Consider the following 25,187-nt stretch of genomic DNA (forward strand, 5'->3'; position numbering starts at 1 on the left):
CCCGCCTGTTTCAGGTCAGGCCGCCGGAACGTCCAGGTAAGAGATCGTATTGGAATACGGAGTTTCCACCTGGCCCAGCTTGCCGTAGTAAGTGGTCAACTGCTGCAGCCCACGATATTCCAGCGGGGTGTTCAGCAGCGGAACCATCGGGAAGCGAACGTACTTTTCGTCCTGGGTGTAAGCGACGATACGATGCGCGACACCAGCGCCACGCCTGGAGGCCCATTTCATGGAGACGATCTCCAGTGGTGTGCCGTTTTCCTGGAACGCGATGGTGTTAATCTTCACGTATTCCAGTACGGAGATATTCCCTGCGGAGGAAACCTTTTTGCTCGCCAGCAGGCCGAACAGCTCAGGAGCCAGACCGATTTTCGCCGGGCACACCGCGTATCCAGAGCGAACCCAGCCATCGGACAGAACGAGGTTAATATCCTGAACGATCACATCCGGATCGGTGGTTGCGGTCCACGCTGCAGCGGCGGCCACTGGGGTAACATCCGGCAGGTTCAGCAGGCCACGAACGCCCAGTTCGGTATCACCGATGTAAACCTGTTCGTCGGTGTCCATCGCCCACTTCAACTTCATGCCTTCGTATTTCTGGACGTCAACAGGGCGGCCCAGCTTTTGCGCGGAGGCCAGTTCCAGCACCGTCCAGCCGATTTCCTGCCCCCATGGGGTGAGATTGTTACGAGTCGGCTGGATATCGAGTTCAATACCAGGAACGGCGGTGGATTTTTTACCGATCCAGTTTTTACCGTTAGGGTTAGGACCACCAACGCCGACGAAATCGGTGTTAGTGAAGGATGACACTTCATCAGCGATAGAAATATCGCTACGCAGCGGCATGTCGCGTGACCACTTTACGGAGGTCAGCGGCATGTTCAGCGTCTGATCCATGCGCTCCAGCTCCCCGACGAGAAACGCGCCGGAGGAGTCAATGGTCGCCTTATCAATTGTAAACATTAATTATTCCCTCAGATGTTATATGCAATTTCGATACGGCCGTCGGCGCTACCCGGCCCCATGACCTCTGCATTTGTCAGCTGAGGCGTGTTTGATGCGGTGGAGTCCGGAGACAGGACGAAAGAGCCAACCGGACTTTGAGTGGTGCCACCAGCCACGCGAACGTAAACCGGATCGCCTTTCTTCGCGCTTGTCGCGTTACCTGCGGTAGCAATAACGCAGATATAACCGCGTTTGAGGTTGTCGCCGACCTGATTCACGTTCACGCCGATATACGCCAGATCTGCCGTCGAGGTAATCGGGAACGGACGGACCAGAATCCCTTTCACTTTGCTGATGGTGTCGCCAGACTCCAGCGGAACGAATTTATCGTTCACGTATTTACCGGCCAGGCCGTACGACGCGAACTGCTTTGAGTGATCCAGGGTCACTGGTTCAATGGTGAGATCACGAGGACGGGTAACGCCCCCGGCAATGCCCAGGGGCATCCGCGTTAAATATGCAGTACCTGCCATGATGATTTACCTTATTTGTTTTTGGCCCAGAATTCGGCGTTGAGCTTGTTCAGTTCTGCCGGGGAGAGGTGCTTGGTGCTGGCTGCGCTGTCAGTGGTGCGGGTTCCTTGGTTAAGCGGTGCGAGGTGATTTTTCGCTTTGCTGAGTGCCAGCGCCGCAGTAAACACGGCATCTACCGTTGCTTTTGGCGCTTTGGCGAAATCACTCACACCGAACGATTTCAGGCTGTCGCCGGTACGCATCGCGTGGCTCAGCACCTGACGTTTCAGACCTTTGTCACCGGTTGGCTGGAAGCCCGGGCAGATGATTTCCGCATCGGCGATCAGGTTGCGTTTAAACGCAGCGTCCCCCGTTACTTTGCGGTCTTCTTCTGCGTCTTCGTCGCCAGTCATGTTGTTCGGGTCTGGGTCGCCGTCGGTGGTTTTACCCTCCAGCTTTTCCAGGCGGACCAGCAACGCTTTCGCCCAGGCTGGAATTTCTTCATCACCCGTGCCGGTTTTACCTTTGTTCGGATCATCTTCATCGGTAGTGGTGCGGTTCCCTTCTGGTAAGGCCGTAGCCTGTGAAGGAATGTTGATAGTGATAGAGGAACCGGGGATCGAAGTCATGCCATCAGACGGCATATCCGGCGCTTCATCGATGAGTTTTGCGAGTGCATCCTCATCTTTCGTCTTAATGGCCTGAGCCAGTTTTTTAAGCCATGACATTACAGGCTTCTCCTTTTTGGTTGATGGGATGGAATCCCCGATTGCACAGCGGCCACCAGCGCGCCCACGGTCGATGCCGACGGCCAGATGGTTACCTGTGATTTGGTGTTGCTTGCCCTTACCGGGTGCCAGCTGTTTGTACTGCGCGTCATAGCCGCAGCTGACGTCGGTCAGGCCATAGTTCACCGCGTCGATTGCTTCCTGGCGCTTAATCAGCACGTCAGCAATGAGCAGATCCGATTTATCACCGGTGCCGCGCCGGACGTTCTGAATGTGTCCGTGGGCCAGATCAGAAAAATTGGAAGGATTAACGAAAACGATGTTTCCGGCGTCGTCTTCCGGATGCCCCAACGTGACGGCCACGCCCTCAAAGCTCGCCATTGTCTCAGTGGAAAACACCTCGTCTTCCGTTCGCCACACCGTAACAGTACCGCTGGCGTCGGGTTCGAGGTCGATTTCCTCCGGTAAGTAGACCTGCGTTCCTGTTCGGGCGATCGGAACGTCTTTGCACAGCAGCGAGCCGTCCGCCTGTAGGTAGCGAGTTTCGCCCAGGCGTGTGGTGAAGAAATATTTCATGAGTTACCTGCTGAATTGCGGGCAATAAAAAGGCCGCTCAGTGGCGGCCTTGGTACGAGAATGTGTTTTAAACTCGGTTAAATGCGTTGTATTGCAGATAATTAGGGTTGATATCAAAATCAGCGCAAAGCTGCTTATCAATTGCAGCAAGCACATCCGACGCTGACATTGCGGAGTCAAATGGTAGAATTTGAACGCCATGCTTCATCGGATTGAACTCGGCATCATAAGCCGTATAAGAAACGAACCAGTCAGTCATTTAAATCCCCTAAATTGCGGTTATTGGAATTGCCAATCTACAACACCACCCCTTGAAGCAATCGGGGAATAAACAACGAATAGAGGAGTTTATCTTTCATAAACGCTCTTACTTCCTCGGCGCTGGCACCTGCACTTCCGGCCAGCACTCGCAGTTCGGTAGACATCCAGCGTGGCCGGTCATGCCGTCGAGCGTGGGAGGGTCATCCCAGCGCACGAATTTATCCTTCATGCCGCGATGAGATTTGCGCGTGCCTGCGCCGTGGATGCGCCACCAGTAGCCCTCCGAACCTACAGATAGCGCTCGGGCCTGAGTCAGCGCGCCGGTAGCGCGGCCAATCTCAGTTCGGGCTATCAGCTGCGCCCGGCTGGCTGCCACATCGCCAGAGGCCATAATCATCTCGTAGAGTTGTTCTGGACGCTCACCAGCAACCACCGCCTGCATTGCGCGCTGCTGGATATCCTTCACGCGATCGGCGGCTTCCAGCGGCAGGGATTTCATCAGCTGAATCTGGCGGTAAACGATATCCTGCGCCACCTGCCCGACGGGCGTATTGCCCACTACATCACGCAGGCCTGCGCCAATTTCCTCAGATACTGATCGCCACTGGTTCCATTCTTCCCGCTCGACCTGAATGAACATCCTGCGCCCGACCTGCTCGGCCCAGTCGCTGATCACCTCGGAGTAGTCCACCAGCGTTTTCGATATGTTGTCAGCGCTTACCTGTGAACCATCGTAGGAACCATCGACTATTTGCCCGATTTGGTTTGCTATCGCCAACAGGCTTTTTCGATACTGGATCTCCGATCGGCGGCGCTGGGATGGTTTCAGGTTCATCCTCCTGCCACTGGGACTTCGCATCTTCAATATCCTCGTCGGTGATTGAGCCGCCAATGCCGAGGACCTCAGAAAGATTTCGGAGGTCATTCAGGGCGGCGGCTGGTGGCATGCTCAGATCACGAACGGCGGTAGCCAGGGCGGTCGTCACATTACTTGCCATCGTCGAACGGTCTGTGTCCGACATTTCCCAGAGCTTGTTGAACTCGAAAGTGAAATCTTCCGGCAGCGGCTCACCGAAGAGGGAGCGCCACGAGATTTCCATCAGCCAGCGAATATGGCGACGAAGGCGGCGTTCCTGCAGCGAGTTCACGCGGCTGTAGTAGTTCTCCAGATCGCCGTCACCGGTGCTAAAGCCTGCTGGCGATTGGCCGAACAGGCGGACCAACGGGATGCCCGTCGCGCCTGATACCTGTTCTGCGAAGCGCAGTAAAACATCTGCGATACCTGCAAACGAGTAGCTGTGTGTCTCGAACTTATCGGCGGCATCCATGATGGTCATGCCCTCGATGGTCTGATACTCGCGGATCATGTCCATGTGCTTCATCAGCGCTTTTTCGAGGTCGCCGCCAGTGGCGAGGATATTCCTCAGCTTTTCGATGCTGTACGTTCGCAGGTGCGCTTTATGGATCAGCTGCGTGGTGCCGACAGTCGCGGTATCGAACGCCTCAATGCGTTCGAAAATTCGTTCAACTACCGACATGCCCCAGCCGTTCTCCGTCTGAGCCTGCTGGAATGGCAATGAATCGCCCTCCATGCGGATCAGGCGGGAGTGGTGAATTTTCCAGGGTGGGATTCCCTGCTGATTGGTGATCACCTTGTAGAACTTCGGCTTACCGAACTCGGGGCCGTAATCAGTCACCAGATCGTAATAACTCGGGTTAACCATCCAGCGGTCGAGGCACATCACGCCTTTGAATTGCCCCTCTTTGATGCGGTCCAGCTTCAGAGGGGTAGACATGTCCTGCCCCTCGATCAGCACCACCAGCAGCGCGCCGCCGTAAAGGCGCGACCATTTCAACGTATCGTTGAGGCCGTCCCAGATAGCGAGATCATCCCAGAAAGTGTCGACTTTCCCCTTCTGCCCCGGTTCCAGCTTAGACGTGATCGACACGCCTTTGCGGGTCATGTCATCAGCCATAGAGTCAACGCCAGCACCCACCAGGAAAGATGAGCGGTAGGCGAACTCCAGCATCACTCGGTTGCGGGTGATATACCCAGGCATGTACATGCCGCCGGTCTGGATGTTCTGAGTGTTATTGCCGAGTTTGGCTTTAAAGTTGTTATACCCGTCAGCTGTCGCAACGGGCTTTTGTGCGCCGTTTTGGCGTTTCTTTCGGGACATGTCACGCTCCGGCCAGTTTGGCCCAAACATCAAGAGAGGAATCCATCGGCGCGTAATTGATCATTACTGCGTCCGCGAGGTTCGGTGATTTGGTGCCGTCCGGCTGCTTGTCGACGAGAATTTTTCCGACGGCGTTTTTCGACCATGTGGGCTGTGAAAGCTCCATCAGCAGACGGTCTTTGTTCTCTATTTCGCTGCTTATTGAAATGATCTCGTCAGGGTTGTAGTCCATTCCCTGCAGCGCGCGGAAGGTGTTACGAAACAGCTTGCGGAGATGCCACCAGCTCTGTGCTTTGGCGTTCGCGAAGAAGTCTTTATTCAGGCGCGCCGCTTTACCGTTATCGCCAGGAACTGCTTCATCTTCCGGATCGAAAACACTGCCGCTACCACGGAAGGGCGTAGCAGTGATTGTTCCCCGACCCTCAGCCTGCCTGAGCTCGTTTATCACGCGAGCATCGCCGCGCGCACCAGCGCCGAGTCCATCTTCATCGAAACGGAATTCATCGAGGCCGTAATCGTCACAGTAACCAAACGATTTCACGACGGAAGCGTATATGTCGCTCCCTTCGCCAGACCATTCGTGGACACTCTGCAGGAGGAAACCATAACGGGCAGAAAAGCCGTTTTTGTCTTTCCCCTCGTCAGCGATATCCATTGAGCCAAGGCGTTGGCCGCTCGGTTGGATGCCCAGTTTGATATGCGCATCGACAGCAGCCTGCACCCATTCAGAAGGGATCAGGATACCCTCAGCAGATGCCTGGTAGTTCAGGTCCAGTTCCTGGGCGACGATGACCGGGTTATCTATTTTTTCGCATTCCTTGCGGTACCACTCATCGTCCTTGCGCGGGTCGCTGCGCCAGTGGAACGTAAACACCGGGATTTTCCCGCTGTGTCGCTTCTGAGCAAATGGGTTACTCATGCCGTTGACCGAAGAGAGGTCTATACGGCAGCGGGTTGTCTGGGAAAGCGCGGCATCGATGAGCAATGGACGCTGCAAGAAAGCCGCCTCATCCACGAAATAAAGCGTGGTACGGTCGCCACGACCGATGTTATCGCCAGCCTCGCCCTTAATGACTGCGCCGGTTTCCGGAAACTCCACGCGCATATAAGGCGCATGCTTTTTCTCATCCCATGAACCGCGAAACTCTACCGGAAGAAGTTCGACAAATTTTCGAGCTTTCCAGAACAGGGCTTTCGGGTCGCCGGTGCTATCGACGTATTCCTCTTTGCGGGAGCCGAATCCGATCACCATTTCTTTATTGAAAAGGCATAACGAACAGGCCAGGCCGATAGAGGTCCAGCTCAGCCCCATTTCACGGCTTTTTTCCGTCAGTCCATGTTCAAGACTGGAACGCCTGTCCATGATCCAGTTAATCCATTCCTCCTGACGGGGGAACAGCAAAAAAGGGATGGTAGCCGGGAGTCCGTAGTCGAGGTTTCGCGGGTCCGTCGTCATACCCCAGTCAATGATGAACTGGGCCGGATTAGTACGATAAAACTGACGAAGGGCTGGAAGCATTTCAGGGGTTTTCCTGATCCGCTCCAGCCTCTCCATTCTCCAATCAAACACGGCGTTGTAGTCCGGTTTGTGGAAATCGAAAGGGAACGGGATCGGCACAGGAGCATTCCTCTAATTTGCATTCTCAGCCCAGGAATTTTTTATAGGCTTCGGCAGCCTCCTGCGGAGACAACGACACGGTTTCCGTTCTGATTGGCCCACCGTCTTTGCCGGTGCTCTCAACTTTGAGCCGGTTGGTGTAGGCATCGCCAACTTCTTTGGCTGCCTGCTCGATCAGCTGGGCCGTCAGGGAGAAGTTCTTCATCCCTTCCGTTCGGGTAGCCATGCGGTCAAGCACCCGGAGGCGATATGATTTGTTCGCGATCGGAATGTCGCTGGTTTCGGTCAGGAACCGTTCGCGCGTCGCGTGGAACATCTCGATCCACTTTTTGGCGAGCGTCTTACCGCTGGCCTTCGTGGGGTCGTGAGATTCAGCCTGCTGGCGGGTGATCCTGATCCCGAATTCTTTTTGGACAGCCTCGACCACCTGCGATGGCGTGTCATAGCACGCAAGCGACTGAATGATGAAGGCTTTCACATCAGGTTTTAATGCAGCCATAAATCACCATTCGTCTTATACAGTCCAGTATTTAAGCCAGTCGCAGCATGCACGTCCCGCACGCTCTGGCAATATCGAGATGAGCAACCTCCGCTGGCTGATTCGCCGCATCAATCATTTCCTGCACGTCCCGGCTCGCACCGTAACGGCGAACCACGCCCACAAACTCTTCCACGTCATGGCCGCGCAGCTTCAGCTTTGGCTGCCCTTCCTGCGTGAACTTCGGCGCACCAAATTCATCTGTCGCTTGGCAGATGTGATAAAGCTCGTGCTCTATCAGCGCGCAGAATTCCAGATCGGAACATTGCGAGCAGTAATCGGCGGCCAGCGTGATGATGAACTGCGGCACCCTGCCGAACCATTCATACATCTGCTGCTCCATCCGCGCTTTCTGCCAGCCTCCAGCCCGCATTGCCACTTCTTCCGCCTGCCCCAGCACGGACCGCCCTTTCTTCTCGAAAGTGTTCGACGCCCAGAGAAAGCACAGATCCGCTTCAAGCAAATGCTGGTGGTCAGGGTTGTAGAGGTCACCCTCATCGCTCAGGATGTGCTGATTCAGCCACTCGCCAACGTCAATGGCGGGCATTATGCTGATGTAAGGCTTCGGGTCAGGTGGCATCGTAAAATGCGCTGGTGGGTGTGGTCTGTTCATGAATAATCCCAGTGCTCCATTATCGAAGCCCCTCAGTGAAGGGCTTCTGTAATGTCAGTCCCGGACGAACGTAACCTTTGTGGTTATCATTCGCCGTACAAGGCGCGTCGCTTCGCGTTGCATTTCATCAATTACTTTTGGCGTCAGCGGCTGACGCGCATATTTGCGCTCAATCTCTGCAAAAATCCCGTTCAGCACCTCGCTGTCTGGTGGGATAACTTCAACGTTTAATCGTGCCATCGGTTTGTCCTGCCCTGTTGTTCTCGAAAATCCTGATATCAGCCTTATCCCTGTTGCACTGCGCCAGCGCTGACAGCAATGCGACATTCAGGTCAAGACTTGCTCCCCACGTAAACGGGTCGGGTAAGTCTGGCTGCGGTGTTTCAGCCGTCAGGCTGTCTGGTAACGGGACTACCGGAACCGGCACGTAGACTGTTCGCGTATTCGTGCAGCCGCTTAACTGCGCCAGAAGGCACAACACGAACAGCACAATCATCATCCGCAACAGCAGCTTTGATATCGTTCTCGGCTCTCTGTGACTCCAGTGCGATCTGCTGCTTAGCATGTTGGTTTGTCTCCAGAATGATGTTCGTTATTGCCACGGTGCGCAGGACATTCGCGGTGATTGTCTCAGAGGAATCAGCACGCTGTTCTGCATCGTCAGCGCGACGCTGTGCCTCCAGGAATTTTCCATGGTAGTGATCCGCTGACCAGACAAGACCGCCTGCAATACAGGCGATAAACGTCACTATGAGCACCCAATAACTCATTTTCATACCAGCAGCGCCGCCCGCGCTTTGTTGTAGCGGATCTTACGGTCCTCAATGCCATTCAGGCCGCCGTTAATGATGCGCGTAACACGAGTAATATCGGCACCGTAGGTCATGCACCCTTTGGATGTGTAGAACCAGGCGGCAGAGCGTGCTGCCTGAAGTTCCTGTTCGAGCTGTTCAGGTGAAGTAACGAGGTCTAACTTCAGCGCCGCCCCGCAGGTGCGATAATTGTCGAGGCCAGTGATTTGAATTAACCCTCTGCCGCGATATTTCCAACCGTCGCCTGGCGCTTTGTTACCCAGGCGGTTGCTATACACCAGATTGGCGATAGCATCCTGGCGGGCTGCGTGTTCGGTTGTTCTGCCAAGCGCATCAGCTTGCTGCTGTGTGATCCTCTTTCCGAAGGTCGCCACCAGCGCAGATGGTGTGTAGTTCAAATTTTCAACTACAGCGCTAAAGCCACCTGACTCATGACCGACTTGAGCGATGAACATGGCCTGATCCGCAGGTGCTGTAATGCCAAATTCTTTCATCGCCGCATCTACTGGCTGAAACCAGCGCGCAGCCAACCCGGCGCTGATACCAGCCGCCATTTGAAATTGAGATTGATTCATTTATTTTCCTCAGTGCTGCCAACTCCGGCGCGTCTGGCAACGATAGCGAGCGCCATGTCACGCAGTCTGTCCGCTCCAACAAACCCGACGAGCGCACCAACGAATGCCCCTGAATTAGCAGGCAGCCCCAGGTATTCCAGCAATGCGGAAACAGCCAGCGCGAATATGCCGCAGATTAGCGCGCCAGTGGCGGTGTAGAGTTTCGGCTTCCCTGCGCGTATGTCGATAAGCGCGGAGATGCCCAGAGCGCATAACCCGGCGTAAACTGACGGCAGATATAGCGCGATCCATTTCATGGTTTGTTCAAAAATCCCGTGAGAGCTATTCATAGGTTCACCTCGCCTGTTTGCGGGTGCTGTGTGCGAAACTGGAATAAACCCAAATGCAATGGGCTAAGAGGGGACTAAACGCGGCGGAAAGCGGACGAAGCGACGCCCTTGCGCCCTAACTGGCATTCGATGGTGTTCTGTTCGGCGCATTTGAAGCCCTGCTCAGCAAACCAGCGCTTAATACCGTCGTCAGTGAAATACCAGATGTGCTCGTTCTTCCTGAAATGGTGCGAGCGAAGAATGTCTCCGGCATCAGTAAAAATGGGGATCGACACGAAAACAAACTCTGTAGCCTGCTGTACCGCCAGCTCCGGCTCGTCGATGTGCTCCAGTACATCCCACATCGTCAGCGCGCGCCACTGACTGGCGTAGAGGTCAGCGAATGCGCCCCGCTCGTTCAGCCAGGTGATACCAGCCGGATTAACGTCATACCCAAGCGTTCCCGGTCGGGTAGAGACGAACTGACCGGCACCGATACCAACGTCGAGAACAGGACCGTGAAAATGGCGCGCCACCAACTCAATACGGGATTGCGTTAAGGCTCTGCCCGTTTCGGTGTCGGCCAGCTGCTGATACTTCGCGAAATACTGCTCGTCATACGGGCGTGACGCTGGAACCGGATAACGACCGATGCCCAGCTCCGGGAGGAATACCAGCCCGCTGTTCAGTTCCTGATAAAACGACTTCATTCAGCCAGGCCTCGAATTTTGAATCAAAGTTGGAGATGCGTTTGTCGCAATGGTGATCCCACGCTTCGCAGCGACAATAATTGTCCGGGATAGCCCAGCCAACACGGGATAAATCCATCGCCGGATCGGTGACTATTTCGGGAGCGTTATGCCCACCGCGCCCACCAGCGACAACGTAAACAGGTGTTTTGTACGCAATGGCAGCGGGCAGCGCCCAGCCAACAGGCGTAATCACGACAGCGGCATGCTCAACCAGGCGCATCAGCTCTTTGATATTGAGCTCGCCAGCGTGCATTTTCAGATCCGCCTCTGGTTCTTCACCCACCAGCCACTCTTCCCCGTCCTGCAAATCCGCAACGCTAATCACGCAGAAATGTTGCCGCAGGATTCTCGATGCGCGCAGGAGGTAATCGGGGTCAGGGTTTCGGGAGTCGCTACGCCATTCAGAACGAACCGTTGCCGGACGGATAACGGCGATCGGCTTTTGGTGCGTAAACTGCGCCGGGCCAAAGGATGGCAAATCAAGCGCTGCTGGCGTTACGCCGAACTGGCGGCGCATGGCATCGAATATCGAACCGCGCCGCAGATCATCCGGGCCGTAAAATATTCGCTTCGTCTGGCGTGGCGATGGCGGCAGATAAAACTTTGCGGAGCTGCGAAACTCATTTTTACGCTGCGTTCTCAGAGTGGTATCACTTCGGACAGCTTTAACTGGCAGGTCTTCGTAAAGTTCCGGCCATGCCGTCTTAATGAATGTCCCCGCAGGCAGCTGTTTGACGAAAGCGCGCTGGTAAATGGTGTCTCCCATTCCCAGCATGCCATCAATGTAAATCGGAGAATTCAGCATGTAACCTCGCTGATCGCCGCTTCAAGAGGTAAACGACGAAAGCAATTAAGCGCCGTCTGGCGGCTGCTGTTGATGATATTGACGTTTCCACGCAGCTGCGCCGCAACCCTGGCAAACTCGCTATGCCAGCGCTTCACGTTAGCTGCTGTCGGATTATCAAGGGCGGTGTGATCTCCATGCCAGTGACTACCGTTTGAGATCGAGCAATCGAAGCCGAGCAGGATGATGCGCATGGCCCCGAGCCAGTGAGCAAACAGGATCGCTCTCTGCCCCGAATTGAATGTGCCGCTGGTATCTGTCGGGAAGAGGTTCACTCCGTATCGGGTGTGTGCTCTCCGGTTACATGACCAGCGTTCGGGGCCATCGGGCAGCGCGGGAATGTTCACATCCCACCAGCGCAGATCGCCAGCGTAAATGTGGGTGCATTCCGGTATGGCTCGCCACGATGAATTAACCGCTATCACAGGAAGCCCTGAGCGTGCAGCTATTTGACAGTCAACGGGAGTAAGGGACGGGCCAGAAGCGCAGATGATCGCCGTGTACATACGTTATTCACCCGGTGGCATTGAGCCAATAAAAAAGCCCCTGCATTTCTGCAAGGGCTTAAATGTGGTTCCCACCGCTCCGCGCAAGGCATCTCCGCTGGTGGGTAAGCTCTTTCGCCTTTGACGTCCGAGCATATCTGAATTATGCAGTTTCAAAACTCGTTTTCAAGTCTTTTTCGCAAGTTTTTGCATTTTCGAAGCCTAATTCATCTTTTAGCGTGAAGAAGACAGCAGAGTTGAACAACTCAATACACCAGCGCACACGGTCAATACATTGCTTTTCGGTCAGAAACGGCGCGTAGTAATACTGCATCCATCGTGCCATGCCATTGATGGTTTTCCGCCAGGTGTAATAGTCCTTCCCTATCTCATACACGGGATTACCCGGCTTGAAGGACTTCAGGATGATAGCCTCCATGAATGCAGCTTCCTCTTGATCCCCGGCGTTGCCGATCAGGTCAGAAAGTGATTTCTTCGGCCAGATGATGGCTTTCGCCTGCTCAAACAACGCATCGCCGGTATAGCCAATTTTACGCAGACCAGACAGCACGGTAGCGATCCGCTCCTGCTGCTCGCCAGTCCAGCCGGTCAATATCATTGACCACATACCACCGCCACCAGAAAGGTGCTCTGTTCCGCTGCCACCGTACATGCCGCCCCAGTGGTTCAGCAACGAACGAACCCAACGGCTTTGCGATGGTGTAAGTCGGCGGTATTTCCCCAGGTAAGATCTGCGTGGAGCTGCTGCTAGCGTCACCCAGGCGTTTTGCGGGTTGGTACGCTCAACAGACGCTTTCTGGTAATTGTTAATGTCGTTGCGTGTCATTGTCCGTTCTCCCGAATGATGATCTGGCCTTTCTCGCCCCATAGCTTTGTAATGCGACAATCCCAGACACTGGAATCATCATCAAACAGGGCATCCATCAGTGCTTTAAGCATGTTGTCGCAGTCTGGTTTTGACTGGTGCGGCTTGCCGTTGAGCTGTTCCCGCTTCTTTTTGCTCCAACTCGGGGGCATTGGCATAACGAAGGTGATATGCGCGCCGGACTCAGGGAGATTGATTTTGCGCAGACGTGCTTCATCGCAGGATGCGCGGTAACGCATGACCGCAGGCCGTGTTTTCCATTTGTCGGCGCGGGTCATACGGGGCTTGCCGATCGTGGTGATGTCGTAAATTTTCATGCTGGCACCACCAGCCCAAGGCGGGCTATCTGGATAACGGTCAGAACGATAGCGCGGTCCATAAGCTGGCGACGTTCGTCGCGCGATAGCTTGCTTCCGTTGTCGATGCTGTCGTGGCAGCAAACGCAGATCGCCGCCGTGGCGCAATCATCAGCTTTCAGGCCCATGCCTTTGCCTTCATTGCGATGTGCTACCTGCGTCCCCCATGAACCGCATAACACGCACTGCTCGATCTTTCCGACAGCAGCGAGCCATTTTTTGCTACGGTAGATAGCCATTACGCTGCCTCCCGATACGAGGATGCCCACCGCTCTGGAGTTGGTGGCAGAACTGATTCAATGGTGTTTTTCATGATTGCGCATCTTCCACGCAAGACGAGTGCTTTTACTTCTTTCTCACTCAAACCTTTTGAGTAATCTGCCTCCCGGATCGCACGGGTTAGTTCGGGGTATTTTTTGTCGAATTTGGGAACATTGCAGGCTAAATTTGTGCTATCTGCTGTTGTTAATGGGTAATTTCCCAGCACCCTTCCATCGAGCATGCGCAGACCATGAATCAGCGTCCTGAAGTTATGACGGCAATAAATTGCCTCAAACGCTTCAGTCATACGTGCATGCCATTGGCGGGTTCGAATAACTGCGAATTGACCAGAAGACCCAAAGCATACTCGCGGCCAGTTTCGGCACAATTCAACTAAGCGATCAATGCTCTCATGCAAGTGCCATACTGGAACCGCCTTATCCTTGAACATTGATGGCACCTGCTTTATCAGAGTGTCGTTATCTTCTTCCCCGCCTTCCACAACATCCGGGATAACGAAGAATTTAACCTTCGGATGGTGATACCAGTTGATCAACCATTGATAGAATTGGACCCAATCAATAACGAGACCACGCTTCCATGCCGAGAAAGCACCATTATCAATTCCAACCTCTACTGCATGGTTAATTGAAGCGGCTAACTGATCTGGTCGGGCGTAAGAGACAAATGCACCAGCCCCGGTTACGGCAATTCGGTGGACTGAGCCTGAATCCCCCCAAATAGGGGTTCCATGGAAGTGAGTAATCATTTTTCACCCCAACGCTTTGCCCACTCGATTTCATTGCGGGATTGTTCGCTGAAGGTGACGCCCTGCTGGGTGCCGAACCAGTAAATCGCCTCGATGACCTCTACCATCTGGGGAATGGTCATTTTGCTGGTGCGCTGGCCGAACATCACGACGCCGCCATCAAGCCCGGGGGCCATTCGCTGTTCCTGCTTTTTGGTCTTCGCCACCAGCGCGGTGATGAGGTCTTTCCAGTCGTCGGAATCGTATTTATTGCCGAACCAGAGAACCTGGTCGGAAAGATCTTTCAGTAGCGGCCACATCTTGCGATTTTGAATAGCGGTGCGCGTCGACTCTTTGACGTCGAGTATCAGCGGGCGCTTACTGTCGACTGGCAACTGACGAATGTAGTTGATAGCGTTCTGCTTAACGCTTTCGTTAACGAGGTGGAATTGTTGGCTCACGCGTCACCCCCGAAGAGGTTAAGCGACAGATACGACAAATCTCTGACGTCGGATAACGTCAGGCGATTGTGTTTAAGCTGGTGGTGCTGCGCCATGGTGTTCTCCGTGGCGCGAATGTCCGGGTGTCAGTTGTTCAGGCTGACAGGGATATTATGGCTGGGCATTGTGGCAAAAGCAATTTAACGCCGACAAAAAAGCCCCCGAAGAGGCTTGTATGTTATTGATTACATTGTGACATGTCACGCCGTCAATTTGGTTTCGTGCCAACCACGCGTAACCCAGCATTGCGAATCACCGTCGCACGGACACGACTTAACCGGCAGCGCATCTCCGCATTTACCGCAGCGGTTCGCGCTGATTGACTTAATGCGACCACGAACGCGGGCATCGTCCTGGCGGATCAGCATTGCGACGTATTCGCTCATTTCATACGGCGCTCGCCCTGGGCGGCGTAATACACAATTACGTTCCAGCATCTCCAGTTCCTGCGTATCAAGTATGAGCTCAAATTTACGCCCACCAGCTGCGGCTTGCCGGGCGCGCTGGGCAGCTTTGCGTTCAGCGGCGGTTTTAGCCATTATCCGGCCCCTTTGGCTTGTGGATGCGAATAGTCATACCACTTTCAGTGGTGACCACCATGGCATTCCCCGGCTGGATATCCCCAAGGTTAAACGCCTCGTAAAAGGAATCCAAAGCCAGCAACTTCTCATCCTTACGATTCCACCACCGCCAGCCTTTGCGAAGTGCTATGCCGAAAATCCATTTCCCTGCCCTGTAAGCCATAAAAAACCAGATGAGCACCACCTGAAAGAGGACAATCCAGTCAATAATTGTGTATTTCGCGAAAGAGTTCATCACATCACCTCCTGCTGCGGTGCTGCTGGCAGTGGCATCCAGTGAATGATTTCATAGCGACTAAAACCAACCCTAAAATCGCGCCAAAATCCGTTTTCATGACAGCAAATAAATTTGTTGCCACCAGCATCGGAAACGAGAACATTTACCCTTTTTGCTGGCATGCGATCACTACATCTCACCCATTTCCCATAGTCTAAATCTGTAGTGCTTACCCACTCTTCGCCCGTTTGCTCATTGAGGCGCTTCAGTAACTCGCCAATCGGGAGAAGATGGTTACAACTCTGCCAATCGTTCTGGATATGCTGGCGCGGCTCTCCGTCCTTCGGTTCAGGCCACTGGCGCGCCATATTCACTTTCAGTTTTTCTTCCATCGCTGCTGTGATTTCGCCGTCAGAGATGCCGGCACGCCGCTGGGCATCCCACAAGAGGAACTGGAGATCCGCCCATTCGGATAAATCATCTGGCGCGGCGGCGGCCTCCAGCGCTTCTTTCGCAAGGTGTTTCAGCGGACCGACTGGACCAACATCCCCAAAGGTTTCCTGTGACCATGCAGCGTGCCGATCACGTATCAACCTGCGTAATTGCGCCGATGATGCTGACTCGCCGATATTGATGGTGTTCCTGTTCATTGTGATGCCCCCGGAATAAAGCAAAGGAACCATGCGTATGCTACTAACGCCACCAAAACCCTTACGGCAAACATCGGTTTGATGAAGCGAAACGGGTTTTGCCACATCACGAATGACATCAGCCCCAGCACAGCGACAGAAATACCAATGACCATCGCGGTTATCTTGATCAATACAAATACTTCGTTCACTGGGCAGCCTCCTGAATAACAGTACCTTTGGATTCAATGCGCTTATGGCGCTCCCAAAACCACTGGTGCAATTCCATTAACTCTTTGTCGAGTGGCGCGTATTCGCGGTCAAAGTAGGCCTGAGCGTCTTTCTCGTCCTCGTTGGGTAGCTCACCAGGACCAAGCAGGGTGTTAAAAATCCATGCCATCCCGTTCTTGGCGTCGCCGGTGGTGCGCCAGTCGATAACAGCCGCTTGCATGACAATCAGGTTCTTACCGAACATCCGATCAAGCTCTTTGAAGCGATTCCGAATGTACTCGTTCTCGTCTTTCAGCTCGGCGTTCTGCTTCTCTGCGTCAGCCAACACATCAGCGCGAGCACGCTGCACATCCAGTTGCGTAGCCAGTTCACGCACCAGTGCGGCAGACTCAGCGCAATGCAGCTCTTTCGCCAGCGCATGCCCGGCAGCTACGAGTTCTTTAGTTTTGTTGGTCATACCGCACTCTCCTGATGAATGATTTCCAGATCCAGCTTTTGAGCCAGAGCGTGTTCCGCTTTTGCGCCTGCGGAGTTCTGCCAGCCGGACAGCAGGAAAATGCCGTCAGCGCAGCGGAGCATCGCGAGACAAATATCCATGTACTCTGGCTGGCTCAGGCCATCGGGAAGCGTCGCAGGGTTTAACACCACATGGCCTTCCGACGACAGGCGCATAGCCTCAAAATGGAACGCAGGGCGGTTAAATTTCGGGATGCCGGTCATTGGCCCAGCAATGTAAATTTTCATCAAAATTCCCTCTTTTTGTTGGGTCTGGCATCATTCGCGCGGCGTTTCTGCTCAGCAGCAGCCTGGTCACAGTCGTAGATCGCACCGTTGCGCTGGTCGCAATACACAACGCCGGTCGGGCCGTGGCGGTTCAGGCGCAACAGCAATTCGGTAGCCGCCTGATCTGCGTTTTCGTCGTATGCGCCTTCGCGGTAGATGCCGATCCAGTAATCACAATCCTGCTCAATCTGCCCGGTGTCGCGGGAATCACTCGGCATCGGGCGTTTGTTAGTGCGCTTCTCCAGATCACGGTTCAGCTGGGTAAGCAGCACCACGATGCAGTTCAGTTCCTTCGCCAGGTTCTTCAGCCCCTTCGTGATAATCCCGTAGGCCAGATCGTTACGGTCAGCCTTGTCTGCGGTCATCAGGGTCAGGTAGTCCACCAGCACCATGCCGACAGCGCCGCGTTCGCGTTTAATGCGGCGTGACTCTGCGACGATGTGCGCCAGCGTGATCCCGGGCGTGTCGTCGACGTAAAGGTTTCCGGTCTGGGCCAGACGTCCACCAGCGGCAAAAGCCATTGCCACCTGCGCGTCGTCGTACCGATCGCCATAAAACACGTCGGTATTCACGCGACTGACCTGCCCGATCATGCGCTCCACAATCTGCTTATCCGGCATTTCGAGGCTAAACATCAGCGCGGGGAGCTGCTCAACTTCGGCACAGTTGACGGCCAGCTGGCTATACAGCGTGGTTTTACCCATCTTCGGACGTGCGCCGATCACCATCAGAGCACCTTTAACCAGTCCTTTCGGTTGCAGCAGGTCATCCAGCGAGCCAATCCCCGTCGACAGTCCACGCGTTGCGTCTGAGTCGCTCCAGCGCGCTTCCACCTCGTCCACCCAGTCGCCCATCACTTCCGAAAACTCGCGGAGCCCCCGGCGGTTACCGGTTTTCGCGTAGTCAGCGATATCAGTGAACAGGGTCTGAATAGCGTCAAACTTCTGGCTGGTGGTCATCCCGTTGCGGGAATACAGCAGCTCGGTGGCGCTGTTCAGCTTGTCAATGCCGTAACGCTCCATGGCTTTCTCGCGCACCAGCATGGCGTAGTGAACGATGTTCGCCGCGCTGGGAGTGTTTTTGGATATCTCGGCCATGTAAGCGAAGCCACCAGCCTGCTCGCCAAGCCCTTTAGATTCCAGCGACTCAATCAGGGTGATCAGGTCGATAGGCTTCTGGTTGGCTGCCAGCTCCCGCATCTCGGCGAAAATCACCTGGTGGGGGCGGATGTAGAACGATTCTGGTTTGAGCATCGACATGGCGGTCTGGCAGCGATCGCTACCGCTATCCAGCATCATGCCGCCCAGCACACTTTGTTCGGCTTCGATGTTCTGCGGGATCATGTTCATGTCGGTCATAGCGCTTTCTCCCTGGTTTTCAGCAGGGTGTCAGAGCGCAACAGATAATCGAAACTGGCGCGCCAGCCTCTGTCGTTCTCACCGAAGTAAAACTTTGGTGCTCGCTCAGCGAAAGCGGCGAAGTAATTCTCCACCGCCTCGACGGTTGGCTCTTTCAGTTCGGTCAGCAGGCGTTTGATAGCACGGCGACGTTTGTCGTTTAGTGCCTCTGCCTGGGGAAGGCGGTCTCCCAGGGTGGTGTTGTATGCAGACAGCACCGCCTGGTAGTCGATCTGAGTTTTCTTTGTGACAGGTTTTTCTTCCTGCCCGACACACTCCCCCTCTGGGGGTAGGGGGGTATTGTTTATTGTCTTTTGTATATTGTCTTTTGTGGTTAGCAGATCCTGCTTAGTTTCAAAAGCAGATTCTGCTAAGGTTTCACCATCATCCTTAGCACCTTCCGCTAATGTTTCCTTAGCACTTTCAGCTAAGTTTTTATTAGCAACTTCCGCTAAAGAATCCTTAGCAGGTTTAGCTAATGTTTTGCAGAATCCGTTAATCTTTGTTTTCCACTCGATGATGCTGGTATTCATACCCACGCTACGCCCCTCCTGGACCAAGACTTTTTTGGCAACAAGCTGATTTTTTGCAGTCGAACAGTGTGTGTGATGCTTGGCAATCATCTGCTCAAGCTGGTCATTGCTAACCCAGTCCATCTTCTTGTTGTAGCCGTACGTCTTGCGCCAAACAGCGAGGACGACACACAGCTCTGTTTCGCTTAGTCCGGATGCCATGACAGCATCGAGAAGCTCATTAGCAACACGAGTAAAACCATCTTCCAGCTGCGCCACGCGATGCTCCACGACCTCCAGCGGCGGCCTGTAGTCTGCTAACTTAACGACGCCCATTTTTCACTCCCGACGTAGCGAGAGCCAGACGGATCACGCCAACAAGACGTTCGGCGAACGCCCTGTTTTTTGACGCGGCAACCACCAGCCCGTCAGGGGAATCCTGAAGGCGTCGTTCCTCATTTTCCTGGTACTTTTTGCGCTTTGGCATTAGAATTAACCTCGCAATTTACTGACGTTTGTTGCACCTGAGAGCCGCTTGTGTTCGTGCACAGCGGCTTTCGCCTTTTCAGAACAGGCCCGGCTGGGCGTTCCGTTTAACTTTTCGCTTCTCAAAGCGGTCAGCGGGTAACTGCTGCTTCTCCGCCCTCAGTTTTGCGTGCCGTAAAACATCATCAAAAATCTTCCCCTTTCTGCTTGCCTGGCTCATGCGCTTGTACATGTCGATAGCCTGGAACGCCCCCCCCCTGAGCCACACCCAGAGAGAAACCGAGCTTCAGCAGTTCTTCACGCACATGCTTTTCGATGAATTCGATATGGTTCATGGTTTAATCCCACCCCAGCGGCCCCGGCCTTGCCCGTTCGGCTTTCAGCCCGATATCAGCGAGCGTTTCGACTGAGGCCAGATATTCACGCGATACCAGCACTGCTTCCGGTGGTGCGGCCTGAATCCCCAGGAAGGCCAGCTCTTTCGCCATGGTGCTGAAATGCCCTTCGGCTTTACGCCTGCTGGCTGTCGACTCGCTGATGCCCATATGCTCGGCGTAAGACTTCTGGCCCACTGATGCAAGCCGGTTGAGCAGGACGCTTTCGATCTCAACCGGATTGATAACTGGCGGGTCTAACTTTCGTGCGATTGCGTTCTCCATGGGTGATAATCCTCATAAAGTGAGTTACGCCACTGGTTTGACTAAATGGCGTGGTTATTTGGATGTGGGAAAATGGATGGAAGATCAGGCCGAAATTCGTATGCCTGAATCTCTCCGTTAACGGCATTAACAAGGTCTGGGACATGAACAGGAGAAATACGCTTCTTCCCGTTCAACCAATCACAGATCGTTGATTGAGCCTTTCCACAGCGTTTAGCTAACTCTTTCTGACTACCGACAAGGGCAATCGCTTTTTCTACTGCGGGGTTCTTCATAATCACCTCAGCTATCAGTTTAAAGCGATTATGTATATCACTTTAGCGATTGTCAATCGCCTATGCGATTCTTTGCCAAACAATCGCCTTGGCGATACTATTTAAAGAGGACTTAAAAAGAGGCTTTTATGGGATTCTCAGAACGCTTAGGGCACGCAATGGACGTCGCTGGATACACGCAGGCTAGGCTGGCGAAAGATGTAGGCATGGCTCAGTCCAGCGTAAATAAGTTACTTAAAGGTGCGAACGGCTCACGAAAAACAGTAGAGATCGCATCTGTTCTGGGTGTGCGTCCTGAATGGCTTTCAACGGGGCAAGGTGAGATGTTGGAATCTGGCATTCGCGAAGCAAACACGCTATGCCAAATTAAACCAGTTATGAATGAGGTTTACCGCGTGGATGTGCTTGACGTTAAGGCCAGCGCCGGTCCTGGCTCGCTAGTTACCAGTGATTTTATCGAAACCATAAGAGCAATCGAATACACAACTGAACAGGCTCGCGCACTTTTCGGAAACCGCCCCGCAGATAATGTAAAAGTTATCACTGTTAACGGCGACAGCATGGATGGAACCATCTCACCAGGAGATCAAATTTTTGTTGATACTGGCGTGACTCATTTTGATGGTGATGGCGTTTACGTATTTGTGTTCGGAAAAACTCTGCACGTCAAAAGACTTCAGATGCAAAGAGATCGGCTTGCTGTCATCTCAGACAACCCTATCTACGAGAAATGGTATGTTGAGTCAGAAGACGAAGATCAGTTCTACGTAATGGCTAAAGTGCTACTAAGACAATCAATAGAGTACAAGCGCTTCGCATAAACCCGGCTTGCCGGGTTTTTTATTGTTCCTGACCTGATTAAAATTCCCCCAATTCCTTCGCTAATATCATTTCATCGCACATTTCCCAATCAAATAAATAATCTTATAAATCATAAAATTATCGCTTTAGCTAAATAAATTATCGTTTAAGCGATTGACTCAAATAATCGCTTTAGCTATTGTTAGCTCATCCAAACAACGCATTCAAACGCGAATGCCCGGGTAAAAGTTCTGGCAGCCGGGAAGACGGCAAGGGGATGAGATGGCTAATTACGGCACAACAACATTACCAAGAAACAGTGTTCTACCTGGAATGTTGGTTAAGTATCAGGGGCGCACATACCGTGCTTCAGCAAACGTAGGAAAAGGCTTGTATCTGTTCACTTTGTTCGAACGTCTGCGAATCACTAGTGAAGAGATAGAAGTCTATCTCAACCAGCACGGTAAACCTGCCATCCATTAGCAGGGAATCAGTAAAACCAAATTTAACAAACAGTCGGCTTATTCAGCGGCGGGATTCTTACAACCTTTTTAAGAGGAATGGATATGCAGGCTACGACCAAACAGCAGCAGGCGATGAACCTTATCGCGTTGCTGTGCCTGATGTACCACTTATCGCCAGCTGACCTTGAGGCCATCGCCCACCAGCTCGCGCACTTCGATGCAGTTTGTGATTACAGAACACAGGGGATTAACAATGCTGCGTGTCATTGATACCGAAACGACTGGGCTGGAAGGCGGCCCGGAAACCGTGGTGGAAATTGCCAGCGTCGATATTGTCGACGGGGTGATCTGCAACCCAATGAGCGACCTCGTTAAGCCAGGCGTGGCGATCGGTTTTGAGGCCATGGCGATTCACCATATCACCGAAGACATGGTGGAAGGCGCGCCGCTGCTCAGTGAAGTAATTGGCCGCTATATGGGTGCCGATGCATACGTCGCCCACAACGCGAAGTTCGATAAAGCCAAGCTTCCCGCAATGAACGCTCCATGGCTCTGCACCGCCAAGCTGGCGCGTTCGCTCCTGCCGGAGCACAAGAGCCACAGCAACCAGTACCTGCGTTACAGCCTCGGGCTGAAACCGGAAGTACCAGAAGGGCTTTACGCTCACCGAGCGCTGTATGACTGCTACGTCACCGCCGAATTGCTGCTCTATATGGGCCGCCTGGCGAAATGGACGATGGGCGAAATGCGCGCCATTTCCAATAACCCTTCCCTGCTGCATGCGCTCCGCTTCGGTAAGCATAAAGGCGTCTCGTTCGCAGAGCTGGCAAAAACAGAACCGGGTTACCTGCGCTGGCTCGTTGCCAACAGCGACGACGAAGACGTGCTGTTTACGGCTGAACACTGGCTGAACGGGGGTAAATGATGGGTACTCCAGTGCTGATCCTCGGTGACTCTGGCGCGGGCAAGTCCTACAGCCTGCGCAACTTCAATCCGGACGATGTGATGCTGCTCCAGTGCATCCCCAAAATGCTGCCGTTCAAGTCTGCGGGCTGGAAACTTCACGGCAAGCAGCTGCCAGACGGAAGCAAACAGCGCGGTAACGTTCTGCGCTCGGATAACTGGGAAACGGTGCTGGACACCATCTATCGCATGGTGCAGTCGAAAACGCGCCGCGTCCTGATCATCGACGATTTCCAGGTGGTCATGCAGCACGAGAACATGAACCGCGCGTACCAGACCGGCTATGCCAAGTTCACCGAAATGGCAGATCACATCTGGCGAATCATCATGGCGGCCACCGAACTTCCGGACGACTTCCGTGTTTATTTCCTGGCTCACACCGAAGAGACCGAGGGAAAGATCCGCATGAAGACCACCGGGAAGATGCTTAACGAAAAGCTGACGCCAGAGGGCTATTTCTCCATCGTGCTGCGCGCCATCAAGAAAGACGGCAAACACGTTTTTCTCATCAAAGGCGATGACAACGACACCGCCAAAGCGCCGCCTGACCTGTTCCCTGATCAGACGGAAATGGACAACGACCTCCACGCCGTAGACGTGGCTATCACCGAATTTATGACCGAATTGTAACTTTGAGGATTTAACGATGAACCAACCAATGACTTTTATGTGGAACAACGAAACGGCTGAGATGGCGAAGAAAGCTGGCGCAACAGGCGGGATCAGCGAAACCGGCGCTTACGAGGGTGAAATCGTTTCTGCGGTGTACACCTTCGGTAAAGATGGCAGCCAGTCCCAGGCGCTCGAACTGAGCCTGGACTCGAACGGGGCAAAAGCAAATTACCTGCGCATTAACTTCCTCGGGAAAGACGGCCAGCAGACTTTCGGCATGGGGCTGGTATCAGCGCTTATGTGGGTCGCCCAGGTCAAACAGGCGCAACCGCAGCAGGTACAGGGTCAAAACGGCATCGAATGGCACTGCCCGGCACTGGTTGGCAAAAAGGTGGGCCTGTTCCTTCAGAAGGTGCTGTACACCAAAAACGACGGCGGCGACGGCTACAAGTTCGAAGTTCGCCACGTTTTCCAGCCGGGAACGCGTAAAACCTACGCCGAGCACGCAGAAAATTCCCCGGCAGAAGCGATCGCCGCGCTTGAACTGTCGATGAAGGACAAGGACGAACGTATCCACGGCGGCGCGCAATTCTCTGGCCCACGCAATACCCAACATGGCGGTAACCCTTATGCAAATCAGACTGGTGGCGCACCACAGTCTCGCTTGCAGCAGAACAGCGGTCAGCCACCAGTCGACTTTGACGACGATATCCCATTTGCGCCGATCGGTCTTCCGTTCCCTTCTCACTCTATCTATGCGCTATGACGCACGCGCAGGACGAAATCAGGGTTGGCGCGGTGCGCCTTCCCTGGCTCAAAGAGAAAAACGGATGGTTGCTGCCGTGGGGTGATGTCGTTACCAACCCACTGAAGGCGCAACGACTGGCTGAAGAACTTAACGAAAAGCAGGTGCAGCATGAATTACGGATTTGTAAGTGTTTGCGTTGAGCAATTCAATGAAGCGGTTAAGCTGCCACCCGCACACAATACAGCATCACGAATTTGGCAGCGCCCGTTCCTTAAATGGGCTGGCGGCAAATATTCGCTGCTGCCGGCACTGGATCGCCTGATCCCCGCAGGGAAACGCCTTATTGAGCCTTTTGTGGGTGGCGGATCGGTGTTCCTTAACTCAGACAAGCACGAACGCTTTCTTCTGGCTGACGTCAACGCTGACCTGATTAACCTGTATCAGATGCTGGCGGTGGTCCCCGACTCGGTGATCTATGAGGCAATGAAGGCATTCAGGCATCTGAATGATGCCGAAAACTACACGGTAATTCGTGAAGCATTCAACGCGCAGCGGCTGGATGCGGTCGAGCGCGCAGCAGCGTTCCTTTACCTCAACCGGCACTGCTTCAACGGGCTGATCCGTTACAACCTGGACGGTTTTTTTAACGTCGGCTTTGGGAAATATAAAGCGCCATATTTCCCGGAAGAAGAGATCAGGGCATTTAAGCGGAAGGCTCACGCATGCGTATTCATGAATGCAGGCTTCAGGCGCACGCTCGCGCTGGCAGGTGATGGTGACGTCGTTTACTGCGATCCGCCTTATGAACCGCTGCCCGGCACCGCTGGTTTCACTAACTACGCGGCTGGTGGGTTCTCATGGGATAGCCAGGTAGAGCTTGCGGAAAGCTGTGTGGCAGCCCACCAGCGAGGTGCAAAAGTGGTGATCAGCAATTCTACCGCTCCGCGCGTAATTGAACTTTACGAACAGCACGGCTTCACGCTGCACCACGTCAATGCTCGCCGGGCTATATCCAGCAAAGGCAGCACCCGCGAAACAGCGAGTGATGTCGTAGCCACTTTGGGAGTGCAGTGATGATGAAGCTGATTAATCGCAGTAAGCAATCACCTATCGGTCGCCGCGCTTGCGATGTTGCGCTGGCGGCGCACCACGCAAAATATGGCGATTATGGCAGGCAGAAACACCAGACAAATTACACCGTTGAGGTTGATGGTATGAAGGTCACTGTCGAAGTCGTCAACCGGGCAACCAGCTATGTCGCCACAGCAATGATCGGCGTTCGTAAACTTCGAAACCTGCCAGCACAGGCACACTTATTAACAATGACGGCC

40 protein-coding genes and 3 pseudogenes are annotated in these 25,187 nt (G+C 53.8%); 9 read left to right on the forward strand and 34 right to left on the reverse strand.

The features are described 5' to 3' along the window. Positions 1-15: 15 nt before the first annotated feature. The 34 genes and pseudogenes from HV302_RS19305 to HV302_RS19465 all read right to left on the reverse strand — a co-directional run bounded on the left by HV302_RS19305 (position 16) and on the right by HV302_RS19465 (position 20,268). The gene (locus HV302_RS19305; RefSeq protein WP_181626449.1) at positions 16-963 is read right to left on the reverse strand and encodes a DUF2184 domain-containing protein; all 948 of its coding nucleotides are present in this window, start codon (positions 961-963) and stop codon (positions 16-18) included. Between the two features lie 11 nt (positions 964-974). Beyond that, positions 975-1,478 carry a structural cement protein Gp24 gene (locus HV302_RS19310; RefSeq protein WP_181626450.1) on the reverse strand — a complete coding sequence of 168 codons (504 nt, stop codon included), beginning with the start codon at positions 1,476-1,478 and terminating at the stop codon, positions 975-977. Between the two features lie 11 nt (positions 1,479-1,489). Next, complete coding sequence (locus tag HV302_RS19315; protein ID WP_181626451.1) at positions 1,490-2,761, reverse strand: DUF2213 domain-containing protein; 1,272 nt, start codon at positions 2,759-2,761, stop codon at positions 1,490-1,492. 67 nt (positions 2,762-2,828) lie between these two features. Next, on the reverse strand, positions 2,829-3,020 hold the full coding sequence (locus HV302_RS19320; RefSeq protein ID WP_181626452.1) for a hypothetical protein: 192 nt from the start codon (positions 3,018-3,020) through the stop codon (positions 2,829-2,831). 108 nt (positions 3,021-3,128) lie between these two features. Further along, on the reverse strand, positions 3,129-3,662 hold the full coding sequence (locus HV302_RS19325; protein ID WP_181627481.1) for a phage head morphogenesis protein: 534 nt from the start codon (positions 3,660-3,662) through the stop codon (positions 3,129-3,131). 70 nt (positions 3,663-3,732) lie between these two features. Further along, on the reverse strand, positions 3,733-5,202 hold the full coding sequence (locus HV302_RS19330; RefSeq protein WP_181626453.1) for a DUF1073 domain-containing protein: 1,470 nt from the start codon (positions 5,200-5,202) through the stop codon (positions 3,733-3,735). A gap of 1 nt (position 5,203) precedes the next feature. Continuing rightward, entirely contained in the window at positions 5,204-6,820 is a 1,617-nt protein-coding gene (locus tag HV302_RS19335; RefSeq protein ID WP_181626454.1) for a TerL protein, read from the reverse strand. A gap of 25 nt (positions 6,821-6,845) precedes the next feature. Then, positions 6,846-7,319 carry a DUF2280 domain-containing protein gene (locus tag HV302_RS19340; RefSeq protein WP_181626455.1) on the reverse strand — a complete coding sequence of 158 codons (474 nt, stop codon included), beginning with the start codon at positions 7,317-7,319 and terminating at the stop codon, positions 6,846-6,848. 31 nt (positions 7,320-7,350) lie between these two features. Further along, positions 7,351-7,971, reverse strand: a complete 621-nt coding sequence (locus HV302_RS19345; RefSeq protein ID WP_001567573.1) for a putative metallopeptidase — start codon at positions 7,969-7,971, stop codon at positions 7,351-7,353. A gap of 54 nt (positions 7,972-8,025) precedes the next feature. Continuing rightward, positions 8,026-8,211: a hypothetical protein gene (locus HV302_RS19350; RefSeq protein ID WP_001567572.1), complete on the reverse strand. Its 186-nt coding sequence runs from the start codon at positions 8,209-8,211 to the stop codon at positions 8,026-8,028. Then, a complete protein-coding gene (gene lysC, locus HV302_RS28385; RefSeq protein WP_442780436.1) occupies positions 8,192-8,536 on the reverse strand; it encodes an Rz1-like lysis system protein LysC in 345 nt (114 codons plus the stop codon). Before lysC ends, HV302_RS19350 begins: the two co-directional genes overlap by 20 nt. Before the next feature lie 207 nt (positions 8,537-8,743). Beyond that, positions 8,744-9,358, reverse strand: a complete 615-nt coding sequence (locus tag HV302_RS19360; RefSeq protein WP_181626457.1) for a glycoside hydrolase family 19 protein — start codon at positions 9,356-9,358, stop codon at positions 8,744-8,746. Continuing rightward, complete coding sequence (locus HV302_RS19365) at positions 9,355-9,687, reverse strand: phage holin, lambda family (RefSeq protein ID WP_021241738.1); 333 nt, start codon at positions 9,685-9,687, stop codon at positions 9,355-9,357. Before HV302_RS19365 ends, HV302_RS19360 begins: the two co-directional genes overlap by 4 nt. A gap of 74 nt (positions 9,688-9,761) precedes the next feature. Then, the gene (locus HV302_RS19370) at positions 9,762-10,376 is read right to left on the reverse strand and encodes a methyltransferase domain-containing protein (protein ID WP_181626458.1); all 615 of its coding nucleotides are present in this window, start codon (positions 10,374-10,376) and stop codon (positions 9,762-9,764) included. Further along, positions 10,282-11,223, reverse strand: a complete 942-nt coding sequence (locus tag HV302_RS19375) for a hypothetical protein (RefSeq protein WP_174335155.1) — start codon at positions 11,221-11,223, stop codon at positions 10,282-10,284. Before HV302_RS19375 ends, HV302_RS19370 begins: the two co-directional genes overlap by 95 nt. Further along, the gene (locus tag HV302_RS19380; RefSeq protein ID WP_326928726.1) at positions 11,217-11,609 is read right to left on the reverse strand and encodes a hypothetical protein; all 393 of its coding nucleotides are present in this window, start codon (positions 11,607-11,609) and stop codon (positions 11,217-11,219) included. The genes HV302_RS19375 and HV302_RS19380 overlap by 7 nt, the downstream gene beginning before the upstream one ends. A gap of 301 nt (positions 11,610-11,910) precedes the next feature. After that, positions 11,911-12,594: a hypothetical protein gene (locus HV302_RS19385; RefSeq protein WP_181626459.1), complete on the reverse strand. Its 684-nt coding sequence runs from the start codon at positions 12,592-12,594 to the stop codon at positions 11,911-11,913. Beyond that, positions 12,591-12,950, reverse strand: coding sequence for a RusA family crossover junction endodeoxyribonuclease (locus HV302_RS19390; RefSeq protein WP_181626460.1), 360 nt, complete (start codon positions 12,948-12,950; stop codon positions 12,591-12,593). The genes HV302_RS19385 and HV302_RS19390 overlap by 4 nt, the downstream gene beginning before the upstream one ends. Next, positions 12,947-13,228: a DUF1364 family protein gene (locus tag HV302_RS19395; protein WP_021241743.1), complete on the reverse strand. Its 282-nt coding sequence runs from the start codon at positions 13,226-13,228 to the stop codon at positions 12,947-12,949. The genes HV302_RS19390 and HV302_RS19395 overlap by 4 nt, the downstream gene beginning before the upstream one ends. Beyond that, positions 13,228-14,019 carry a hypothetical protein gene (locus tag HV302_RS19400; protein ID WP_021241744.1) on the reverse strand — a complete coding sequence of 264 codons (792 nt, stop codon included), beginning with the start codon at positions 14,017-14,019 and terminating at the stop codon, positions 13,228-13,230. Before HV302_RS19400 ends, HV302_RS19395 begins: the two co-directional genes overlap by 1 nt. Continuing rightward, the gene (locus HV302_RS19405) at positions 14,016-14,459 is read right to left on the reverse strand and encodes a recombination protein NinB (RefSeq protein ID WP_096890205.1); all 444 of its coding nucleotides are present in this window, start codon (positions 14,457-14,459) and stop codon (positions 14,016-14,018) included. Before HV302_RS19405 ends, HV302_RS19400 begins: the two co-directional genes overlap by 4 nt. A 239-nt stretch (positions 14,460-14,698) precedes the next feature. Next, positions 14,699-15,037, reverse strand: coding sequence for a hypothetical protein (locus HV302_RS19410; protein WP_181626461.1), 339 nt, complete (start codon positions 15,035-15,037; stop codon positions 14,699-14,701). After that, positions 15,030-15,314, reverse strand: coding sequence for a DUF4752 family protein (locus HV302_RS19415; protein ID WP_181626462.1), 285 nt, complete (start codon positions 15,312-15,314; stop codon positions 15,030-15,032). The genes HV302_RS19410 and HV302_RS19415 overlap by 8 nt, the downstream gene beginning before the upstream one ends. Continuing rightward, positions 15,314-15,478, reverse strand: a complete 165-nt coding sequence (locus HV302_RS28645) for a DUF551 domain-containing protein (protein ID WP_410705849.1) — start codon at positions 15,476-15,478, stop codon at positions 15,314-15,316. The genes HV302_RS19415 and HV302_RS28645 overlap by 1 nt, the downstream gene beginning before the upstream one ends. Before the next feature lie 132 nt (positions 15,479-15,610). Further along, a pseudogene (locus HV302_RS28650) lies at positions 15,611-15,883 on the reverse strand (dATP/dGTP pyrophosphohydrolase domain-containing protein); the annotation flags it as partial. Between the two features lie 59 nt (positions 15,884-15,942). Further along, on the reverse strand, positions 15,943-16,137 hold the full coding sequence (locus HV302_RS19425) for a hypothetical protein (RefSeq protein WP_181626464.1): 195 nt from the start codon (positions 16,135-16,137) through the stop codon (positions 15,943-15,945). Then, positions 16,134-16,475, reverse strand: a pseudogene (locus HV302_RS19430) (ead/Ea22-like family protein); the annotation flags it as partial. The gene HV302_RS19425 and the pseudogene HV302_RS19430, both read right to left, overlap by 4 nt. A 134-nt stretch (positions 16,476-16,609) precedes the next feature. After that, entirely contained in the window at positions 16,610-16,900 is a 291-nt protein-coding gene (locus HV302_RS19435; protein WP_021241752.1) for a DUF4406 domain-containing protein, read from the reverse strand. Then, positions 16,900-18,297: a DnaB-like helicase C-terminal domain-containing protein gene (locus tag HV302_RS19440; RefSeq protein WP_047063806.1), complete on the reverse strand. Its 1,398-nt coding sequence runs from the start codon at positions 18,295-18,297 to the stop codon at positions 16,900-16,902. Before HV302_RS19440 ends, HV302_RS19435 begins: the two co-directional genes overlap by 1 nt. Further along, positions 18,294-19,184 (reverse strand): replication protein, encoded by an 891-nt coding sequence (locus HV302_RS19445; RefSeq protein ID WP_000539346.1) that lies wholly within the window; start codon positions 19,182-19,184, stop codon positions 18,294-18,296. The genes HV302_RS19440 and HV302_RS19445 overlap by 4 nt, the downstream gene beginning before the upstream one ends. Continuing rightward, positions 19,171-19,335 (reverse strand): hypothetical protein, encoded by a 165-nt coding sequence (locus HV302_RS19450; RefSeq protein WP_021241755.1) that lies wholly within the window; start codon positions 19,333-19,335, stop codon positions 19,171-19,173. Before HV302_RS19450 ends, HV302_RS19445 begins: the two co-directional genes overlap by 14 nt. Before the next feature lie 184 nt (positions 19,336-19,519). Then, on the reverse strand, positions 19,520-19,669 hold the full coding sequence (locus HV302_RS19455; RefSeq protein ID WP_016243550.1) for a hypothetical protein: 150 nt from the start codon (positions 19,667-19,669) through the stop codon (positions 19,520-19,522). 3 nt (positions 19,670-19,672) lie between these two features. Continuing rightward, positions 19,673-19,993, reverse strand: coding sequence for a CII family transcriptional regulator (locus HV302_RS19460; RefSeq protein WP_000426372.1), 321 nt, complete (start codon positions 19,991-19,993; stop codon positions 19,673-19,675). A 41-nt stretch (positions 19,994-20,034) separates the two neighbouring features. Next, the gene (locus HV302_RS19465) at positions 20,035-20,268 is read right to left on the reverse strand and encodes a transcriptional regulator (protein WP_000795144.1); all 234 of its coding nucleotides are present in this window, start codon (positions 20,266-20,268) and stop codon (positions 20,035-20,037) included. A gap of 128 nt (positions 20,269-20,396) precedes the next feature. Between HV302_RS19465 and HV302_RS19470 the strand changes: the two genes are divergently transcribed. From HV302_RS19470 to HV302_RS19510, 9 genes and pseudogenes are all read left to right on the forward strand, one after another. Continuing rightward, positions 20,397-21,089 (forward strand): XRE family transcriptional regulator, encoded by a 693-nt coding sequence (locus HV302_RS19470; RefSeq protein WP_000506949.1) that lies wholly within the window; start codon positions 20,397-20,399, stop codon positions 21,087-21,089. Positions 21,090-21,351: 262 nt separating this feature from the next. Next, a complete protein-coding gene (locus HV302_RS19475; protein WP_181626465.1) occupies positions 21,352-21,552 on the forward strand; it encodes a cell division protein FtsZ in 201 nt (66 codons plus the stop codon). 83 nt (positions 21,553-21,635) lie between these two features. Then, on the forward strand, positions 21,636-21,803 hold the full coding sequence (locus HV302_RS19480) for a hypothetical protein (protein WP_167513844.1): 168 nt from the start codon (positions 21,636-21,638) through the stop codon (positions 21,801-21,803). Next, positions 21,787-22,458 (forward strand): exodeoxyribonuclease X, encoded by a 672-nt coding sequence (gene exoX, locus HV302_RS19485; protein WP_181626466.1) that lies wholly within the window; start codon positions 21,787-21,789, stop codon positions 22,456-22,458. The genes HV302_RS19480 and exoX overlap by 17 nt, the downstream gene beginning before the upstream one ends. Then, complete coding sequence (locus tag HV302_RS19490; protein WP_180260115.1) at positions 22,458-23,126, forward strand: AAA family ATPase; 669 nt, start codon at positions 22,458-22,460, stop codon at positions 23,124-23,126. The genes exoX and HV302_RS19490 overlap by 1 nt, the downstream gene beginning before the upstream one ends. 16 nt (positions 23,127-23,142) lie before the next feature. Next, the gene (locus HV302_RS19495) at positions 23,143-23,874 is read left to right on the forward strand and encodes a hypothetical protein (protein ID WP_181626467.1); all 732 of its coding nucleotides are present in this window, start codon (positions 23,143-23,145) and stop codon (positions 23,872-23,874) included. Next, the gene (locus tag HV302_RS19500) at positions 23,871-24,056 is read left to right on the forward strand and encodes a DUF1317 family protein (protein ID WP_181626468.1); all 186 of its coding nucleotides are present in this window, start codon (positions 23,871-23,873) and stop codon (positions 24,054-24,056) included. The genes HV302_RS19495 and HV302_RS19500 overlap by 4 nt, the downstream gene beginning before the upstream one ends. Further along, positions 24,025-24,930, forward strand: coding sequence for a DNA adenine methylase (locus tag HV302_RS19505; protein WP_234692740.1), 906 nt, complete (start codon positions 24,025-24,027; stop codon positions 24,928-24,930). The genes HV302_RS19500 and HV302_RS19505 overlap by 32 nt, the downstream gene beginning before the upstream one ends. 2 nt (positions 24,931-24,932) lie before the next feature. Further along, positions 24,933-25,169, forward strand: a pseudogene (locus HV302_RS19510) (DUF4060 family protein); the annotation flags it as partial. Between the last annotated feature and the right edge of the window lie 18 nt (positions 25,170-25,187).

It is taken from the genome of Citrobacter sp. RHBSTW-00859, assembly GCF_013729795.1.
Lineage (GTDB): Bacteria > Pseudomonadota > Gammaproteobacteria > Enterobacterales > Enterobacteriaceae > Citrobacter > Citrobacter braakii.